Source organism: Nocardioides glacieisoli, from assembly GCF_004137245.1.
In the GTDB taxonomy this organism is placed as follows: domain Bacteria; phylum Actinomycetota; class Actinomycetes; order Propionibacteriales; family Nocardioidaceae; genus Nocardioides; species Nocardioides glacieisoli.
Genome location: NZ_SDWS01000009.1, coordinates 106252 through 121617 on the forward strand (window position 1 = coordinate 106252; position 15366 = coordinate 121617).

Here is a 15366-nt window from a genome sequence, read left to right on the forward strand (position 1 = left end):
ACGCGACGCAGGGCGACGCTTGGCCGCGCTGGAGCCGCTCCTCGTCGAGCTCGAGCGAGGGGCGGACTTGCTGGTACTCCGGGATCGGGTGCTCGAGGCCTTGGACCGGCTCTTGGAACCGGACGTGCTCGTGCTCCGCGACCCCGGCGGGGAAGACGTACGGGTCGCCATGCTGTGACCCTACGGCCAAGTCACACCAGCCACAGGGATCACACGCATGCGTGTCGTGCGTGAGCAGTCCGAGGGAGGGGTGACTCCACCCCTGAGGAGCATCTCGGTCACGACCAGTAGGAAATCCAAGAATCCATTCGAAAGTTGTAGGGAGAACGTCCGAGATGTCCTTAGGGTGACCCGGGTCACCCGCGTGGTGGCACGTCTCATCCGTTCCCAAGTGGAGGAATCTTGTCCGAGCACTCTCGTAGCCCGTGGCGCACGGCGGCTGTTGCCGTCACCGCCACGGCGCTGGCCGCAACGGCCACTCTCGGGGTGTCGCCGTCGACAGCGGCCACACGTCCCGGCGACCTCAACGCCGGCCCCCAGTCACTGACGCAGAAGGACCGCGACGGGGGTGTCGCCCAGCGGCTCGCCGAGCGCGCCTCGGCGGGCCGCCAGGCCTACCTGCTGACCCTCGACACCAGCAGCACCAGTGCCGCGTTCAACCGCGCAGGGGGCAAGGGCACCGCGGCTCAGTCCGCCGCCCGCGACCAGCTCACGCGCGTGCAGGCGGCACAGGAGCGCGTCATCGACCAGCTTCCGGCCGGTTCCGACGTGCTCTACCGCACCCAGGCCGCCCTGGCAGCCGTCGCGGTCACCTCCGATGCCACGCAGGCGTCGCTCGAGGCCCTGTCGGGCGTGCAGTCGGTGCACCCGATCGCCGCCAAGACCCCCTCCAACGCCTCTGCGGTGCAGCTCCACGGCGCCCCGGCCGCGTGGACGGCCAACAGCCAGACCGGCGCGGGCACGACCATCGCGATCATCGACACCGGTCTCGACTACACCCACGCCAACTTCGGTGGCACCGGCCAGGTGTCGGACTACGAGGCCGAGTACGCGAAGTCGGACACCGCGACCAACACGTCGTCCTTCTTCCCGACGGCCAAGGTCGTCGGCGGCTGGGACTTCGTCGGCAACGCGTACGACGCCAACGTCGCGGCCAGGTCGGTCCCGAAGCCCGACCCGAACCCGCTCGACTGCGGCGGCCACGGCTCCCACGTCGGTGGTTCGGCGGCCGGCTTCGGCGAGAACGCCGACGGCTCGACCTACACCGGCGCCTACAACGCCTCCACGCCCTTCGGCACGATGAAGATCGGGCCGGGCATGGCGCCCGCCGCCAAGCTCATGGCGCTGAAGGTCTTCGGCTGCGAGGGCTCGACCAACGTCGTGTCCGCCGCCATCGAGAAGGCTGTCGACCCCAACGGCGACGGCGTGCCCAACGACCACGTCGACGTGGTCAACATGTCGCTGGGCTCGGGCTACGGCTCCCCCAACGACGGTGACGCGGTCATGGCCGACGCAGCCTCCAAGGCCGGCGTGGTGATGGCCATCTCGGCCGGCAACTCCGGAGACGTCCAGGACGTCAGCGGTTCGCCCGGCTCGTCCGTGCGCGCCATCACCGTCGCCAACACGGTCGACGCCGAGAGCGTCCTCGACGGGCTCGAGGTCACCATCGGTTCGGACGCGCAGCGTCACGGCATCAGCCGGAGCGTCGCCTACGACTGGAAGACCAAGCCCGACCTGACGGGCGACGTCGTCGCCCTGACCGGCTCCAACGAGACCGCCTGTGCTGCCCTCAGCACCGCCGACGCGGCGAAGGTCGCCGGCAAGGTCGCGCTCGTCAAGTGGACCCAGGGTGCCGGGCTCGAGTGCGGCTCCGTGGCCCGCGGCGGCAACCTCGCCGCAGCAGGCGCGAAGGGCTTCATCTTCCACAACTCGGGAGAGACGTTCGAGGCCGGCATCACCGGCAGCGCCGTCATCCCGGGCGTGCTGGTGGTCAAGAGCGGTGGTGACGCCATCCGCACCGCCCTCGCCGCAGCCACCCCCGTCACGGTCACCGGCACGTCGTACGGCACGGTGAAGCAGAACTTCCCCGCGGACGTCGACACCGTCAACTCCTCCTCCTCGCGCGGCGGCCACGCGGCCGGCGCACTGAAGCCCGACGTGGCTGCGGTCGGCACCAGCGTCTACTCCACCGGAGTCGGCTCGGGGACCCGGGGCGAGGACCTCAGCGGCACCTCGATGGCCGCTCCGATGGTCGCCGGCCTGGCTGCCCTGGTGAAGGGCCTGCGCCCGACCTGGACGCCGGAGATGATCAAGGCCGACATCATGAACACCGCCGGCCAGGACCTGTTCCTCGGCAAGAACCGGACCGGTGCGAAGTACGCCCCGAACCGGGTGGGTGCCGGCCGCATCAAGGCCGACGCCGCGCTCGCCAACCAGGTGCTCGCCTACGTGACCGACGACCCGGGCGCCGTGAGCGTCTCGTTCGGCGCGATCGAGGTCACCGGCCCCGTGTCGATGAGCAAGACGGTCAAGGTGCAGAACACCGGCACGACCGCGGCGACCTACGCCACGTCGTACGCCTCCGCCACCTCGATCCCGGGTGCCTCGTGGTCGGTCTCGCCGGCCTCGGTCACGGTTCCCGCAGGTGGCTCGGCCGACGTGACGGTGACCTTCTCGGTCTCCGGTCGCAGCGCCCTCACCAAGACCGCCGACCCCACCACGGGCTACCTCGACAACGCCGGGCAGCTCCCGCGCGAGGTGCTCTCCGCGTCCAGCGGTCGCGTCGTGCTGACCCCGCAGAGCGGTGTCGCCCTGCGCGTCCCGGTCTACGCCGCTCCGCGTCCCGCGTCCGCCATGACGCAGGCCGCCGAGCTGACCATGCCGGTCGGGGACTCGTCCGCCCAGCTCGCACTGACCGGTGACGACGTCGCCAACGGTGCCCTGGACGGCGACGCGTCGAACGACATCTTCTCCGTCGCTGCCGGCTTCGAGCTGGCTGCGGTGGACGGTCTGGAGCCGATGTGTTCCGAGACCCTCGACGCGGGTTGCCTCAACCTGCCCGAGGAGCGGTTCGCCGACATCGCGCACATCGGTGTCACCTCCGACTACCCGGTCCAGGGCTCGCAGGCCGCGTCGCAGGCGTACTTCGCCGTCAACGCGCACGGTGCGTGGAGCACCCCGGCGTCGAAGATCGAGTACGACCTCTACATCGACACCAACGGGGACAAGAACCCCGAGCTGGTGGCGTACAACACGCGCCTCCTCGACGAGGACGTCTTCGTGGTCACCCTGGTCGACCTGACCAGGACCCCGGCCGCGGTCATCGACACCCAGCTGCTCAACAACCGCTTCGGCGACGTCGACACGGCGGCCTTCGACAGCGACACGATGATCATGCCGGTGTGGCTGGAGGAGCTGAAGGCGTTCGGCGTCAACCCGTCGAACCCGCGGATCAACTACGGGTTCATCAGCTACACCAACCTCAGCGGCGACTACATCGACGCTGTCGGTCTCGACCCGAACACGGGCCGGGTGTCGCTGACGGCGGACGTGTTCAACCCGGGCATCAGCGTGACCGACGCCAACGGCGCCGGCCCCCTGGTCCTCGACAAGTCGGGCTCGTCGCTCACCGTCACCCGCAACGCGGCCAGCTACGCGGCCGACGGCGGCAAGGGCCTGATGATGGTCCACCTGCACAACAAGGTGGGCGCCAAGGCCCAGGTCGTGGCCCTGAAGGACCCGACCACGCCGCCCACCACGACGCCGCCCACCACGACCCCGCCCACCACGACGCCGACCCCGGCGCCCGGCACGGTCGAGACGGACACGTCGGTGCGGATCAAGCCGAAGAAGCCCTCCTACCGGGAGAACTTCAAGGTCGTGGTGAAGGTCGAGGCGGACGGGACCACCCCGACCGGCAAGATCGTGCTGCGCATCGACGGCAAGCGGATGGGTCGCGCGAAGCTGGAGGACGGCCGCGCCGTGTTCCGGATCGAGCGCGACTACTTCGTGGGCAAGCACGTCGCCCAGGCGAAGTACAAGGGCTCCGACACCGCTGACACGAGCAAGGACCGCATCAGGTTCCGCGTCGTGCGATGAGCTGAGCTGCAAGATCCGGAGGCCCCGGCGGAGAGATCCGCCGGGGCCTTCGGCCTGTCCGGGCCGAGCAGCAGGAGCTCAGGCGTCGCGCGTCGAGCGCAGCGGCAGGGTGAAGGTGAAGGTGCTCCCCCGGCCCAGCTGGGAGGCGACCGAGAGGGTGCCGCCGTGGGACTCCGCGATGCGCTGCGCGATCGGCAGGCCGAGACCGGTGCCCGGCACCGACAGCGCGTTGGGGTTCGTGGAGCGGTGGAACGCCGAGAAGACGTGCGCCTGGTCGGTGACCGAGATGCCGAGCCCGGTGTCGGTGACCTCGACGCTGACCTCGTCGTCGGAGACGGTCATCGCCACCTCGACGGTGCCGTCCTCGGGGGTGTACTTCACCGCGTTGTCGACCATGTTGTCGATGACCCGCGCCAGCTCCTCCGGGTCGCCGAAGACGACGACCGGCCCCGAGCCTGACGAGGTGAACGAGAGGCGTACGCCGGCCTGCTTGGCGCGGATCCCGAGGAGGTCCACGCTGGCCTCGCACAGCTCGGCGAGGTCGACGGCGCGGCGCACGGTCTCGCGCCGGCCCTGGATCCGCGAGTAGTGCAGCAGGTTGGCCACGAGGTTGTTGAGCCGCTGCGCGTTGCGGATGATCGCGTCGATCGAGGTGAGGTCGGGGTGCCGGTCGGCGATGAGCTCGGCGTGGCCGAGGATCGCGGTCAGCGGCGTCTTGAGCTCGTGGGAGATCGTGGCGATCAGCTCGCTGCGGTAGCGCGCGAGCTCGCGGAGCTCCTGCACCAGCCGCTGCTCGGTCTCGAGCACGCGTGAGGCGCGCACCGTCTGCGCGAGCAGGCGGCCGACCTCGAGCACGGCGTCGGCCTCCGCGGAGGTCAGCGGGCGCGCGTGGCGCGCGAACCCGAGGACGAGGTAGCCGACCAGCTCGTCCCGCGAGACGAGGGGGCACACGAGCGCCCGCTCGACCCGCATGCCGCGCATGAGCCGCTGCATGCGGGGGGCGCTGAGCGGGAGACTGGTCGACTCCTGGTCGGTGACGCCGAGCTCGATGAGCACCTTCAGGTCGTCGAGCTCCGCGAGGTCGGTGCGGATCTCCGGGACGTCGTCCTCCGGGGTGAAGGCCAGCGGCGTGGCGATGCCGATCTGGCTGCCCTGGGCGTCGGCGGGGAACGTCCGCACCACCGTCTGGACGGTGCCGAAGCACTCCGCGACCGCTGCGACCGCCGAGGTCAGTGCCTGCGGCAGGCTGTGCTGGGTGCCGGCTCCCGCGACCGACGTCAGCATCCGGTCCAGCCGCAGCCGGTCGGTGAGACGCTCGCGCTCGCGGGCGTTGGACAGGGCGACGCCCGCCTGGACGGCGAACATCTCGAGGAGCTCGCGGTCGGTGAGGTTGGGCACGCGGTCGCCGGGCGGCAGGTCGACGGCCATGTTGCCGAGGAGCTCGCCGCCGGCCGAGTACAGCGGCGCGTAGAGGGCGTGCTCGGGGTGCCAGGCCTCGGGGTCGTCGCTGACCGGCACCTCCGGGATCCAGGCCGCGCGCAGCCGCTCCTCCGACATCCGACCCGCCGGGACGAACCGGAGGATGCCCCACCGGTCGGCCTCGCGGAACTCGTCGAGGATCTGCTCGGCCGGCGTCCTGCGGTGGAGGATCTGCGCGACCACCTCGGGCGGTCCCGCCACGTTGGTCATCACGAGGGTGTCGCCCTCGAGGCGGGCGATGGCCGCGACGCCGTAGCCGAGGACGTCGACGACACCGTGGGCGATCTCCTCGAGGATCACCTCGGTGTCGGTCGAGGAGTTGACGCGACGCATGAGCTCGGCGAGGCGGCTCAGCGCATCCATGTTGTGCGCCACGTACACCTCCCCACCCAGATCGACGTCGGCACCGCTCGTCCCCGGTTGCCCCGCGGGAATCCTAGGGCTTGCGTCAGGGCCCTACGCCTCGATCACGACAGGAATGATCATCGGGCGCCGGCGGTGCGCCCGGTTGACCCAGCGGCCGACGACGCGTCGGATGGTCTGCTGGAGCTGGTGGGGGTCGGTGACCCCCTCCTGCACGGCGGAGTGGATCGCGTCGATGATCGGCTGGCGGATCTCGTCGAACGTCGTCTCGTCCTCGGCGAAGCCGCGGGCGTGGATCTCGGGACCGGACACCACCTTGCCGGTGACGGAGTCCACGACCACGATGACCGAGAGGAACCCCTCCTCGCCGAGGACGCGACGGTCCTTCATCGAGGCCTCGGAGATGTCGCCGATCGTGGTGCCGTCGACGAAGACGTAGCCGACGTCGACCTTGCCGACGATCTTGGCGACGCCGTCGACGAGGTCGACCACGACGCCGTCCTCGGCCAGCACGACGTTCTCGACCCCGGTCGCGCGGGCGAGGTCGGCGTTCGCCCGCATGTGGCGGACCTCGCCGTGCACCGGCATCACGTTGCGGGGCTTGACGATGTTGTAGCAGTAGAGGAGCTCGCCGGCGCTGGCGTGGCCGGAGACGTGCACGAGCGAGTTGCCCTTGTGCACGACGTTGGCGCCCAGGCGCGAGAGGCCGTTGATCACCCGGTAGACGGCGTTCTCGTTGCCCGGGATCAGCGAGCTGGCGAGGACCACGGTGTCGCCGGGCTCGAGGTGCACGAAGTGGTGGTTGCTCTGCGACATCCGGCTCAGCGCGGCGAGCGGCTCGCCCTGCGAGCCGGTCGAGATGAGGACCTGCTTGTGCGGCGGCAGGTCGGCGAGCTCCTTGGCCTCCACCATCACGCCGGGCGGCACCGTGAGGTAGCCCAGCTCCTGGGCGATGGCCATGTTGCGCACCATCGAGCGGCCGACGTAGGCGACCTTGCGGCCGTGCGCGACGGCCGCGTCGAGCACCTGCTGCACGCGGTGCATGTGCGAGGCGAAGCAGGCCACGATGATCCGCTGCTCGCTCTTGGCGAAGACCCGGTCGAGCACCGGGCCGATCTCCTTCTCCGAGGTGGTGAAGCCGGGGACCTCGGCGTTGGTGGAGTCGGTGAGGAAGAGGTCGACCCCCTCGTCACCGAGACGGGCGAACTCGTTGAGGTCGGTGATCCGGCCGTCGAGCGGGAGCTGGTCCATCTTGAAGTCGCCCGTGTGCAGCACGACGCCGGCACCGGTGCGGATCACGACGGCGAGCGCGTCGGGGATCGAGTGGTTGACGGCGACGAACTCGAGCACGAACGGGCCGAACGTGATCGTCTGCCCCTCCGCGACCTCGTACTGCGCGGTCTCCTTGAGACGGTGCTCGCGGAGCTTGGAGCCCAGCAGGGCGAGGGTGAGCTTGGAGCCGACGAGCGGGATGTCGCCCCGCTCGCGCAGGAGGTACGGCGTGGCGCCGATGTGGTCCTCGTGACCGTGGGTCAGCACGAGTGCCTCGACGGCGTCGAGGCGGTCCCGGATGGGCTCGAAGTCGGGGAGGATCAGGTCGACGCCCGGGTGGTGGTCCTCAGGGAAGAGGACGCCGCAGTCGACGAGCAGCAGGCGGCCGTCGTACTCGAACGCGGTCATGTTGCGACCGACCTCGCCCAGTCCTCCGAGCGGGATGACCCGGAGGCCTCCGGCGGGGAGGGGGCCGGGCGTGCTCAGGTCGGGGTGAGGGTGGCTCAAGGGATTCCTTCGGTGTCAGACGTGGATGTCACAGGAGGCCGGCGGCGGCGAGACCGGCGCGCAGCGCGGTGACCTCGTCGTCGTCCAGGGCGACCAGCGGGCCGCGGACGCGGCGGTTGTCGAGCACGCCGAGCAGCTCGAGGGCTGCCTTGGCGGTGGTGGCTCCGTAGTTGGGGACGCCCATGATGGCGTCGAATGCGGGAAGCAGTGAGGTGTGGATGCGTAGCGCCCCGGCGTGGTCGCCTGCGTCCCAGGCGTCGAGCATCGCCTTCAGCCGGTCGCCGGCAGCGTGCGCGACCACGGACACCAGGCCGACGCCGCCGTAGGCGAGGTACCCGAGGGTGTTGACGTCGTCGCCGGAGTAGACGGAGTAGCCCATGTCGACCAGCTGCGCGGTGCGTGCCAGCAGGCCGGAGGCCTCCTTGACCGACGTGACGTGGTCGTAGCGACGCATCGCCTCGTAGGTGTCGATCTCGATCAGGCTCGCGGACCGGCCGGGGACGTCGTAGAGCATGACCGGCAGGTCTGTGGCCTCGGCGACGCTCGAGAAGTGGTGCTGCAGGCCGACCTGGCCGGGCTTGTTGTAGTAGGGCGTGACGAGCAGCACGCCGTCGACGCCGACCTTCTCCGCCTGCCGGGCGAGCTCGACCGAGTGGGCCGTGGCGTTGGTGCCGACGCCGGCGATGACGACGGCGTGGTCGCCGACCGCGTCCTGGACGGCTCGGAGGATCTCGCCGTCCTCGGCGACCGAGGTGGTGGGGCTCTCCCCCGTCGTGCCGCTGACGACGACGCCGTCGTTGCCGTGCGCGACGAGGTGGGCCGCGATCGCCGCGGTGCCGTCGAGGTCGACGCTGCCGTCCTCGTGGAACGCGGTCGCCATTGCCGTGAGCAGGCGGCCGAACGGGGCGTTGGAGCTCATGATGCCTAGGTTATCGCCCCACCTCCGTCGCGCTGTCGTCGGCGAGCCGCATACTCGTGCCATGGCGTACGACGAGGTGCTGGCGCAGCGCATCCACGACCTGGTCGACGGCGAGGAGGGGTGGACGTCGAAGAAGATGTTCGGCGGCCTCGGCTTCATGCTCCACGGCCACATGGCCGTCGCCGCCGGCAGCGCCGGCTCGCTGATGGTGCGCGCCGACCCCGCACAGGGCGAGCAGTGGCTCGACGGCGACGCGGTGCGACCGATGGAGATGCGCGGGCGCGAGATGACCGGCTGGCTGCTGGTGTCGCAGGACGCCCTTGCGGACGACGACCAGCTCGAGCTGTGGGTCGACCGCGGCGCGACCTACGTCCGCACGCTCCCGCCGAAGTGAACCCGGGAGTGACGGTCGACCTCGCGCTGCCCGCCTGGCTCACTGCCGAGCAGCGGGCGACGCTCGTCGCACTGGCGGAGCGCAACCACGCGGCGCACGGCGACGACCTGCTGGGCATCCTGCTGAGCGGTTCGGCGGGTCGCGACCACACCACCCCGCACTCCGACCTCGACGTCGTGGTCGTGCTCACCGACGAGGCAGCGGCGCACCGGCAGACGGCGCACTCGCCGGACGTCGACGAGGCCGTCGACTCCTGGTCCGAGCTGCTCGACGTGCCGGCCTTCGGCACTGGCGGCTGGTGGTTCCGCTGGACCTACGCGCACGCTCCCGTCCTGCTCGACCGCACCGGCGGCGAGCTGGCGCAGGCCGCTCGGCGACAGGCAGTGCTCACGCCCGACGAGGCCGACGCGATGCTGATCGACCACGACCGGCTCGACGGCTGGATCAACTTCGCCTACCGCGCGCTGAAGAACGACCGCGGCGGCCGACCCCTCGAGGCCAGGCTCGACGCCGCCGAGTCGGTCCCGTGGCTGCTCGACGTGGTCTTCTCGATCGCGGGCCGGGTGCGTCCCTACAACAGCTACCTGCCCTGGGAGCTGCGCCACCACCCGGTCGAGGGATGGCCGGCCGACGAGCTGCTCGGACTGCTCGACCGCACGCTCACCGGCGACGTCGCTGCGATCCGGGAGACCTTCGTCCGCGTCCGAGCCGCGTGCACGGCGTACGACGAGGAGCGGGGCCACACCCGGACGACCGGGATGATCGACGGCTGGGGCAGCGAACTGGACCTCTTCGCGCCCGCCTAGCGCCGCACGACGAGGCGGAACACCCGACGCACCGACCGGTCCTGGCCGGACAGCACGGTCGCGAACCTGCCGGCCGAGCTCGCCCGGACGCGACCGTGGATCACGATGCGGTCGTCGACGACCTTCCACTTCAGCCCACGCGGGAGCCGCCAGTCGACGCGCGCCTCCGAGACCGGGCCGCGGAAGCGGATGGCCGCGCGGTAGGCCGCACCTGCGCGTGCCCGCGGCAGGCGGGTGGTGACGAAGGCGATCGCTTGCACGGACGTCGTGGTCGTCGAGGTGGTGGGCGTCGCCAGCGGTGTGGCGGTGCTGCCGCCCGTGGAGAGCGACACGGTGTAGGCGCCGAGCGAGCCGTAGTCGCTGTAGCGGCCGACCTCGGAGGGTGCGCCCACCCCGGTGCCGTCCACCACGGCGACGTAGCTCGCGGCGGTCGCGGGCAGGTCGACCAGCCAGGTGGCCGCCATCGACGCGTCGTCGGACACGTCGGCTGTCGGGTCGACGGTGGCGATCGTGGCGCCCTGGGGGCTGAGGATGGTCAGCCGGGCGTCGAGGTCGGAGTAGCCGGCGGGACCGGAGACGGTCAGTGCGGTCCGGCCGTAGGCGCTGAACGAGAAGGCGTCGGTGTCCGTGCGCGTGGTGATCGTCCCGGCGACCGGGGTGCCCGCGGTCAGGCCTGTCGCGGCCGACGGGCTGCTGGCGTGGTCGTCGGCGACGACGGGGGCCGTCCGGGCGATGATCGCCGTGTCGTCCTCGGTGTTGTTGGCATCGGCGTACTCCCCCGTCGACCAGTGCGACGCCCGGCGGTTGTAGGACGCACCCATGATCGGGGCCCAGCCCTTGGCGCCGGCGTAGTAGGACGCCTGGCTGGTGCCGTCGTGGCTCAGGCCGAAGGTGTGGCCGACCTCGTGGCTGATGATCTGGCCCACGTTGTAGCCACCGGTGCCGGAACCGTTGGTGAAGATCCACGCCGGCTGGTAGTCGGTGGCGCCGACGGTGCCGAAGATCCCGACGTAGGAGAGGCCGCCGCAGCCGCAGCCGGTGCCGACGGAGTTGGTCGGGCTGACCACGACGGGGATGCCGTAGGTCAGGTCGGCGCTCGACGTTCGGGTGAGGGCCGAGGGGTCCGGGCGCAGCGTGGTGACGTTGACGTCGAAGGGGGCGTAGTCCTCGGCGACGGTCTGCCAGGCGAGGTAGACCTGCGCCCGCTCGACCTCGCTGAACGTCGCGCGGTCCGCGTCGATGCTGTAGGCCGGCGACACGATCTCGGCACCGCTCTTCCACCGGGTGCCGGAGTAGGTGGCGCCGTCGAAGTCGAGGTAGATGGTGCGCGTCGAGCCCGGCCGCGAGGACAGCGTGAACACGTCCGTCGGGACGGCGTCGCGTGGCGCGGGGTCGGCCGTTACCCGCTGCGCCGGCTCGATCCCCTCGTCGGCGACGAAGACCCGGCCGCACTCGTCGAGCCACGACGTGCTGTCCGCGGCCAGGTGCTCGACCTGGTCGCCGGTGAGGTTGTTGAGGAGGCGTACGACGGCCTCGCTCAGGCCCGACTGGAGGGCCGCCGACAGCCGGGTCGTCTGCTGCAGCAGGGCCTGCGCGCACGTCAGGTCGAGCAGGCCCGTCGTCGGCGCCGCCTGGGCGGCACCCGGGGCGCCGATGGCGGCGGCACCAACGGTCGCGGCAACGAAAGCGCGCGCGACAAGGACACGAAACGAACGAACACCCACGACGGTGCAACCCCCACGCTGGAATCAATGGTCCCGAGAAGACGAGACCTATTGATACGGCGCAGAGATGCACGGCATGGTGACAGTCGAGCCACCTCAGATTCAGTCATTGGTCAAGGTTTCAACAAGCCTGGGGAGCACGTGGTGCTCGAGCATCGGCGCGAGGTCGTCCGGGTGGTCGTGCAGGGGCGTCCAGCGCACCTCCGCGATCTCGGCCGACGCGACGGGCTCGGCGTCGGACTCGACCAGGAAGACGGTCGAGTGGAGCGTGTGCCCCGGCTCGTTGGCGGCCTCGGAGTGGAACTCGCCGAGCAGCGTCGCCTCCTCGATGCGCAGGCCGACCTCCTCACGGGTCTCCCGCAGCGCGGCGTCGCGGGCCGACTCCCCCGGCTCGAGCTTGCCGCCGACGAGCATGAACCGGTGCGTGCCTCGCTTGCGCACGGTCAGCACGTGGCCGTCGCGCACCAGCGCGACCGCTGCGACGACGATGTGGTTGTCGGTCATCGCCCCAGCATCTCGCGGTGCTGCTCGATCCACGCGATCTCCTCGAGGTCCGCCTCAACGGCGCCGTCGGCGACCCAGGTGCGCTGCGGCTCGACCCCGCGCGCGGCCAGGTCGCGCATCAGCTCGATCACCGCCTGCATCCGCTCGACCACCGCGTCCACGACGTCGAAGTCCGGGAGGTCGCCGTAGGCCTCGACGAAAGTGCGCACCCGCGCGGCCCGGTCCGGCACCTCCGGGAAGTGGTGCCACTCGAGCGCGTGCTCGTCGGCCCTCAGCGGCGCGAACCAGCGCAGGGCGTACGCCACGTCCGTGACCCGCGGCGCCGGGTGGAGGTAGTCCCAGTCGATCAGCGCCACGGCTTCCTGGTCGCGCCAGATGAAGTTCCACGGACCCGGGTCGCCGTGGCACGGCACGACGTCCTCACCGGCGACCGGCCGTGCACCCCACACCGCGTCCTCGGGCGGCGACCAGCCGGCTCCCGCGTCGTGGATCCGCCGGAGCAGGCGGGCGGCCGAGGCGAGGCCCTGGTCGGTGTGCTGGTGCCACCAGCCGTCGCCGCCGTCCGCGCCCTCGATGAACCGCAGGGTCTCGGTGCCGTCGGCGACGCCCAGCGGCTCGGGCACGCACTCCAGGCCCTGCGCGCGCAGGTGGCGGAGATAGCTGTGGACCGTCGCGGTGTGCTTGCCCGCCGGCCTGCTGACCACGCCGTCCTCGATGACCACTGGCCGGTGCAGCGCGTTGGCCTCGGCAGCCCGGTCGACGGCGGCGTAGCGGTCCTCGGGATCGGTCACGGCTGCCACCGTAGGCGCGAGCGCCAGCGGGCACGACCGAGTTACCGGCGGATCACAGCCCCAGCGCGCGGCGTACGGCAGCGACGGCCTCGTCGTCGCTCAGCCCGAGGGTCCGGGTCGTGGAGACGTACGCCGACGCGGCGGCGCGGACCGCCGAGGACACCCCGGTGCCGGCGACGAAGGTGCCGGCGCGGCCGCGCGTCTCGACGACGCCCAGCGCCTCGAGCTCCTTGTAGGCACGGGCGACCGTGTTGGCGGCCAGGCCGAGGGTATCGGCGAGCGACCGCACCGGTGGCAGCCGGAAGCCCGGCTCCAGGGTGCCGGAGCCCACTTGCGACCGGATGCCCTCGCGCACCTGCTCGAAGGGCGGCACACCCGACGCGGGATCGACGGACAGGCCTGGAAGTGGGCCGGTCATGCCGCAGCGTCCATCCGCTCCAGCCACGTCCACTGGCAACCCTCGCCGACCTCGCGGCGCACCTCGACCCACTCGTCGACGGGGTACTCCGGGTAGAAGGCGTCCCCGGGTGGCGAGAGGTCGACCTCGGTGAGCACCTGGTGGGTGGCGAAGGGAAGCGCGAGGGCGTAGATCTCGCCGCCACCGGCGATCATCACATCGCCCGAGAGCTCGGCCGCGAGGGCGAAGGCCTCCTCCAGCGAGTGCGCCACCTGCACGCCCTCGAAGCCGGGGTCGAACGACTCGTCGCGAGTCACCACGATCGTCGCGCGACCGGGCAGCGGACGGCCGATCGAGTCCCACGTGCGACGTCCCATCACGAGGGTGTGCCCCAGCGTCTCGCGCTTGAAGTGCGCGAAGTCGTGCGGCAGGTGCCACGGGATCGCACCGCCGTCGCCGATCACCCGGTTGCGCGCATGGGCGGCGACGAGCACCACCCGCTGGTCCGGGCGGGGAGCGGTCATACGGCGATCGGCGCCTTGATGCCCGGGTGCGGGTCGTAGCCCTCCACCGCGATGTCCTCGAGGTCGAACCCGTCGATCTCGGTGATCTCGGGGTTGAGCACCAGCCGGGGCAGCGGCCGCGGCTCGCGCGAGAGCTGGAGGCGGGCCTGGTCGACGTGGTTGAGGTAGAGGTGGGCGTCGCCCATCGTGTGGACGAAGTCCCCCACCTCGAGACCGGTCACCTGCGCGACCATGTGGGTGAGCAGGGCGTAGGACGCGATGTTGAACGGCACGCCGAGGAAGGTGTCGGCCGAGCGTTGGTAGAGCTGGCACGAGAGCTTCCCCTCGGCGACGTAGAACTGGAAGAGCGTGTGGCACGGCGGCAGCGCCATGTCGTCGACATCGGCGACGTTCCACGCCGAGACGATGTGGCGGCGCGAGTCGGGCTTGGTGCGGATGCCCTCGACGAGGCGGCTGATCTGGTCGACGTGGTGACCGTCAGGCGTCGGCCACGAGCGCCACTGGTAGCCGTAGACCGGGCCGAGGTCTCCGTTGTCGTCGGCCCACTCGTCCCAGATGGAGATGCCACGGTCCTGGAGCCACTTGACGTTGGTGTCGCCGCGCAGGAACCACAGCAGCTCACCGAACACCGAGCGCGTGTGCACCTTCTTCGTCGTCACCAGCGGGAAGCCCTCGGCGAGGTCGAAGCGCATCTGGTGGCCGAAGACGCTCAGCGTGCCGGTGCCGGTGCGGTCGGTCTTCTCGACGCCCTCGTCGAGGATCCGCTGGAGCAGGTCGAGGTAGGCGCGCACGAGGTGATCCTACGACCGGGGCACGCGTGCTTCGACCGACACGCACTCGACGTCGAAGGCAAACCGGTCGCCGTCGCGCCACGGCCCGCCCAGCTCGTCGTACGCCGTCCGCAGGCGCGCCTGGACTGCCTCGGACTGGGCCCGCCACGTGACGCCGAAGTTGCCGATCGAGGTGAGGCCCGCCCACAGGTCGTCGGGAGCGACGCGCCACCGCCATGCCCGGGAGCCGGCACGGGTCACCGCGAGACCGGCTTCGCTCAGGATGCCCGCGAGCCCGTCGGGCGAACGCTCGAAGTCGCGGTCCTCGGGGAGTCGGGGCGACGGCGGGCGGGCGGCGTCCGCCTCGTCGAGCAGGCCGTTCCACATGACCGCCTGCGGTGGCGGCACGCGGCCCCAGATGGTCGTCCGCACGACTCCGCCGGGTGCGGCGACCCGCGCCAGCTCCTGCGCCCCGGCGCGCGGGTGGTCGACGTGGTTGAGCACGAAGCTCGCGGTCACCACGTCGAAGCCGTCGTCGGCGAAGGGCAGGTCGGGGAGCCCGCCGACCACGACGTCCTCGCTCGATCCGAGGAACGACTCCGCCAGCGCGGCCATCTCCGGGTCGGGCTCGACCCCCATCGCGTCGAGGCCCGCCTCGCGCGCCGCGGCCACGAGCGTGCCGGTGCCGCAGCCGACGTCGAGCAGGCGAGCCTGCGAGGGCAGGTCGTCGAGGAGAGCAGGCACTGCCCCGGCGCAGAGTCCCGCGAAGCTGCGCGCGTAGGTGCCCGCCACGTCCGTCCAGAGTGCTTCAGCCACGG

At 71.2% G+C, this 15366-nt stretch carries 14 protein-coding genes; 4 read left to right on the top strand and 10 right to left on the bottom strand.

The genetic code is table 11. The features are described from left to right. Nucleotides 1-19: 19 nt before the first annotated feature. Complete coding sequence (locus EUA06_RS23130; RefSeq protein WP_165354440.1) at nt 20-178, top strand: hypothetical protein; 159 nt, start codon at nt 20-22, stop codon at nt 176-178. A gap of 224 nt (nt 179-402) precedes the next feature. Then, complete coding sequence (locus EUA06_RS18160) at nt 403-4098, top strand: S8 family serine peptidase (protein WP_129478404.1); 3696 nt, start codon at nt 403-405, stop codon at nt 4096-4098. 78 nt (nt 4099-4176) lie between these two features. Here the strand turns inward: EUA06_RS18160 and EUA06_RS18165 are convergent, their stop codons facing one another. The 3 genes from EUA06_RS18165 to dapA form a co-directional block, all read right to left on the bottom strand. Continuing rightward, nucleotides 4177-5952 (bottom strand): sensor histidine kinase, encoded by a 1776-nt coding sequence (locus EUA06_RS18165; RefSeq protein WP_129478406.1) that lies wholly within the window; start codon nt 5950-5952, stop codon nt 4177-4179. Between the two features lie 81 nt (nt 5953-6033). Next, on the bottom strand, nt 6034-7719 hold the full coding sequence (locus EUA06_RS18170; protein WP_129478407.1) for a ribonuclease J: 1686 nt from the start codon (nt 7717-7719) through the stop codon (nt 6034-6036). 28 nt (nt 7720-7747) lie between these two features. Beyond that, entirely contained in the window at nt 7748-8638 is an 891-nt protein-coding gene (dapA, locus tag EUA06_RS18175) for a 4-hydroxy-tetrahydrodipicolinate synthase (RefSeq protein ID WP_129478409.1), read from the bottom strand. Between the two features lie 61 nt (nt 8639-8699). Here dapA and EUA06_RS18180 point away from each other — a divergent pair, with 61 nt between their 5' ends. Further along, the gene (locus tag EUA06_RS18180; RefSeq protein ID WP_129478411.1) at nt 8700-9032 is read left to right on the top strand and encodes a TfoX/Sxy family protein; all 333 of its coding nucleotides are present in this window, start codon (nt 8700-8702) and stop codon (nt 9030-9032) included. Next, nucleotides 9029-9838, top strand: a complete 810-nt coding sequence (locus tag EUA06_RS18185; protein WP_129478413.1) for a hypothetical protein — start codon at nt 9029-9031, stop codon at nt 9836-9838. The genes EUA06_RS18180 and EUA06_RS18185 overlap by 4 nt, the downstream gene beginning before the upstream one ends. On the opposite strand, the gene EUA06_RS18190 is transcribed toward EUA06_RS18185, so the two are convergent. The 7 genes from EUA06_RS18190 to EUA06_RS18220 form a co-directional block, all read right to left on the bottom strand. After that, nucleotides 9835-11562 (bottom strand): M12 family metallo-peptidase, encoded by a 1728-nt coding sequence (locus EUA06_RS18190; RefSeq protein WP_129478415.1) that lies wholly within the window; start codon nt 11560-11562, stop codon nt 9835-9837. The two genes, EUA06_RS18185 and EUA06_RS18190, sit on opposite strands and share 4 nt — an antisense overlap. Nucleotides 11563-11664: 102 nt before the next feature. Then, a complete protein-coding gene (locus tag EUA06_RS18195; protein WP_129478417.1) occupies nt 11665-12066 on the bottom strand; it encodes an NUDIX hydrolase in 402 nt (133 codons plus the stop codon). Next, nucleotides 12063-12857, bottom strand: a complete 795-nt coding sequence (locus EUA06_RS18200; RefSeq protein WP_242498233.1) for a phosphotransferase enzyme family protein — start codon at nt 12855-12857, stop codon at nt 12063-12065. The genes EUA06_RS18195 and EUA06_RS18200 overlap by 4 nt, the downstream gene beginning before the upstream one ends. 52 nt (nt 12858-12909) lie before the next feature. Further along, nucleotides 12910-13275, bottom strand: coding sequence for a GntR family transcriptional regulator (locus EUA06_RS18205; RefSeq protein ID WP_129478419.1), 366 nt, complete (start codon nt 13273-13275; stop codon nt 12910-12912). Beyond that, a complete protein-coding gene (locus EUA06_RS18210; protein ID WP_129478420.1) occupies nt 13272-13778 on the bottom strand; it encodes a dihydrofolate reductase in 507 nt (168 codons plus the stop codon). The genes EUA06_RS18205 and EUA06_RS18210 overlap by 4 nt, the downstream gene beginning before the upstream one ends. Continuing rightward, nucleotides 13775-14569 carry a thymidylate synthase gene (locus tag EUA06_RS18215; protein ID WP_129478422.1) on the bottom strand — a complete coding sequence of 265 codons (795 nt, stop codon included), beginning with the start codon at nt 14567-14569 and terminating at the stop codon, nt 13775-13777. Before EUA06_RS18215 ends, EUA06_RS18210 begins: the two co-directional genes overlap by 4 nt. A 9-nt stretch (nt 14570-14578) precedes the next feature. Continuing rightward, nucleotides 14579-15364 (bottom strand): class I SAM-dependent methyltransferase, encoded by a 786-nt coding sequence (locus EUA06_RS18220; RefSeq protein ID WP_165354441.1) that lies wholly within the window; start codon nt 15362-15364, stop codon nt 14579-14581. Between the last annotated feature and the right edge of the window lie 2 nt (nt 15365-15366).

Coding starts and splice junctions, on each gene's coding strand:
- dapA (WP_129478409.1), bottom strand. CDS start 8,638: ATGAGCTCCAACGCCCCGTTCGGCCGCCTGCTCACGGCAATGGCGACC.
- EUA06_RS18180 (WP_129478411.1), top strand. CDS start 8,700: ATGGCGTACGACGAGGTGCTGGCGCAGCGCATCCACGACCTGGTCGAC.
- EUA06_RS18195 (WP_129478417.1), bottom strand. CDS start 12,066: ATGACCGACAACCACATCGTCGTCGCAGCGGTCGCGCTGGTGCGCGAC.
- EUA06_RS18205 (WP_129478419.1), bottom strand. CDS start 13,275: ATGACCGGCCCACTTCCAGGCCTGTCCGTCGATCCCGCGTCGGGTGTG.
- EUA06_RS18210 (WP_129478420.1), bottom strand. CDS start 13,778: ATGACCGCTCCCCGCCCGGACCAGCGGGTGGTGCTCGTCGCCGCCCAT.